At 44.5% G+C, this 2,859-nt stretch carries 2 protein-coding genes; both read right to left on the bottom strand.

Going from position 1 to position 2,859, the window contains the following annotated elements:
• Positions 1-577, bottom strand: a 577-nt coding sequence (locus U9Q77_08385) for a GDP-mannose 4,6-dehydratase (GenBank protein ID MEA3287378.1), incomplete at its 3' end; no start/stop codon positions are given.
• A gap of 300 nt (positions 578-877) precedes the next feature.
• Positions 878-2,191, bottom strand: coding sequence for a UDP-glucose/GDP-mannose dehydrogenase family protein (locus U9Q77_08380; GenBank protein MEA3287377.1), 1,314 nt, complete (start codon positions 2,189-2,191; stop codon positions 878-880).
• Between the last annotated feature and the right edge of the window lie 668 nt (positions 2,192-2,859).

Raw genomic sequence — 2,859 nt, 5'->3', positions numbered from 1 at the left:
GTAAACCAACAGTAGTCATCTGGTATAAATGACTATAGGTGTGGGCAATAAGTTCATTGGATTTCTTGGTGGCGGCGTATAGAGAGACAGGATGGTCAACACGATCCGTTTCAGTAAAGGGTGATTTATAATTGTTACCATAGACAGAGCTGGATGAGGCATAAATAAAATCCTGGACACCGTGCTGTTTGGCAGCTTCCAGAATGTTAAAGAACCCATCCAGGTTTGATTGAATGTAGGCTCTGGGATTCTCAAGAGAATAACGGACACCAGCTTGAGCAGCAAGATTGATGACAATATCGGGGTTGAAGTCGTTAAAGACTTTGGTTAGGCCAGTATAGTCCTGGAGGTCAGTGGGTCGAAAGTCGAAGGTCGAAGGTCGTAAAGTCCCGGCTATGGTAGATTTTGTATCTGGATTGTAATTCTGAAGGTTTGAAAGCCTGGCCTTTTTCAGGGCTGGATCATAGTAATGGTTAAGATTGTCTATGCCAAAAATTTGATAACCAGCTTTCAACAAGCGTCGGGTCAGGTGATAACCGATGAAGCCAGCGACACCTGTGATGAGTATTCTTTTCATGAAGGCAAATTAGTTAAAAGTATTAAAGTCAAAAGTCAAAAGTCAAAAGTCAAAAGTCAAAAGTTGAAAGTTGAAAGTTGAAAGTGATGAAACCGCAAAAAGTATTTGAGAAATCATGAAATATATCCTAAACTCAATAAATACAGACAGATGATGAGTGTAATGCTATATTCTTTATTATCAACACTCCGCGCCATTTCGATGAACTCAATACAACGCTCTGCGCGCTCTGCCTGTGCGGCGAAGCTTGTAGAGCGTAGACGTGCGAGAGGTAGTTTTTGCGAGATCGTCAATTCTTAACTAAACCCTGCTCCGGCCTACATTTCTGTAATTGAAGCCTAATTCCTTCAACTGTTCTACACTTAGAATGTTGCGCGTATCTACAATGTTGGGGGTATTCATTAATTTTTTTAAATCTGGAAGACTCAAGCCCCGAAGCTCATTCCACTCGGTGAGGATGATTACCAGGTCAGCACCCTTCACCGTTTCAATAACTGTTTGACGGGTGTCCAGTTCTGGAAAATAGAACTTTTTCATATTTTCAGCAGCAATGGGGTCATAAGCCCGGACTACTGCCCCGGCTGCATTCAATCCTGCAATGATTTCTGCCGCCGGTGTATCCCGCACATCATCAGTATTGGCCTTGAAAGCCAGCCCTAAAATGGCAACAACCCTGGCATTCAGATCAGGCAATAACTCTTTTGCTTTCTCAAGGATGATATTCCGCTGAGTCTTATTAGCTGCAATAGCCGCTTCAACAACCTGAAACTGAACATTATGCTGATTACCTGTGTGCACCAAAGCCTCAGTGTCTTTTGGGAAGCAACTGCCACCGTAGCCAGGTCCCGGATGCAAAAATTTTGAACTGATCCGTCCATCCAGCCCCATGGCTCTAGCGATAGTGTGGACATCAGCACCTACTTTGTCGGCCAGATTTGCCACCTCATTGATAAATGATATTTTTACAGCCAGAAAGGCATTTGAGGCATATTTGATCATCTCTGATGAAGGAATATTGGTCATGACCAGAGGGGTTTCATTGATAAACAGGGGGCGATAAACATCGCGCATGATGGTAGCTGCTCGCTCGCTGCTCACGCCCAATACAACACGATCAGGCACCAGGAAGTCTTTCACTGCTGATCCTTCGCGCAAAAATTCGGGGTTTGAAACGATATCAAATTCCACATCTGATTGGCGGGCTTCAGAGATCAGCGCTTCCAAACGAGCACCCGTACCCACGGGGACGGTACTCTTGGTACAAATAATTTTATAACTATTAAGATTTTCTGCAATTGTTGTGGCCACATGTTCAACCATTCTCAGGTCAGCCTCGCCATTATCCCCCATGGGTGTCCCTACGGCAATGAAGATGACTTCTGATTGTCTCACTGCTGACTCTACGTCAGAGCTAAAGTTCAAGCGGCTTGCGGACACATTTCTGTCAACCAATTCTTTTAATCCAGGCTCATAAATGGGGATCTCTCCCCTATTCAATAGATCGATCTTGGATTTATCAATATCAACACAAACCACTTCATTCCCAAAATCAGCCAAGCCAGCCCCACTGACCAGGCCGACATAGCCTGTTCCAACGATACAAATTTTTCTCATAGATTCCTCAAATAGTTATGATTATGTTGATTCAACCACTAATTACGCTAATATACATGAATATGTAGTTATAAGTATCTGTTTCTATTGAACCATTATTTCCAATTAAATGAGAATTATGATTAAATCAACAAAGTCCGTTATATCCCTCAAAAAAGCGCGCGAATCTAGGCTAGTACTGTGCTGGGTCAAAGGGTAATTCATAGCAAGTTGGGGAGATTGGGTGAGCGCATGTCTGGGGCGAAGGTCTGGAGGTCTGGAGGTCGAAAGTCTGAAAGTCGAAGGTCGAAGGTCTGAAAGTTGAAAGTTGATTATAGGGGTTATTTCTTGCTTTGTGGGGTGATTTATTGATGAGTTTGGGAGTATTTGGAGGTATATGGGCGGATGGTGGTTTTTGGGGTGACAAGTGATCGGTCTTCGTTCCACTTCGCCCGGACAAGCGAGTGATCCGGCGTCACGAGGCTATGCCGGGACAAGCGAGTGATGAGTTTGGAGGTTGGGAAGTTGGGAGGTTGGGAAGTTGGGAGGTTGGGAGGTTGGGAGGTTTGGAGGTTTGGGGTTAGGTTGTGAATTGTGAATGGTGGGTTTGTAAGATCAGTAAATATAGGATCCAGTGGTCACATCCATGCATAATCCTCCCTCGGGGGAGGTGCCCGCAGGGCGGAGGG

The sequence above is a fragment of the Candidatus Neomarinimicrobiota bacterium genome, assembly GCA_034716895.1.
Lineage (GTDB): Bacteria > Fidelibacterota > UBA8477 > UBA8477 > JABMPR01 > JABMPR01.
Note: the sequence above shows the minus strand (reverse complement) of the source record. Positions and strands in the feature narration are given on the sequence as shown.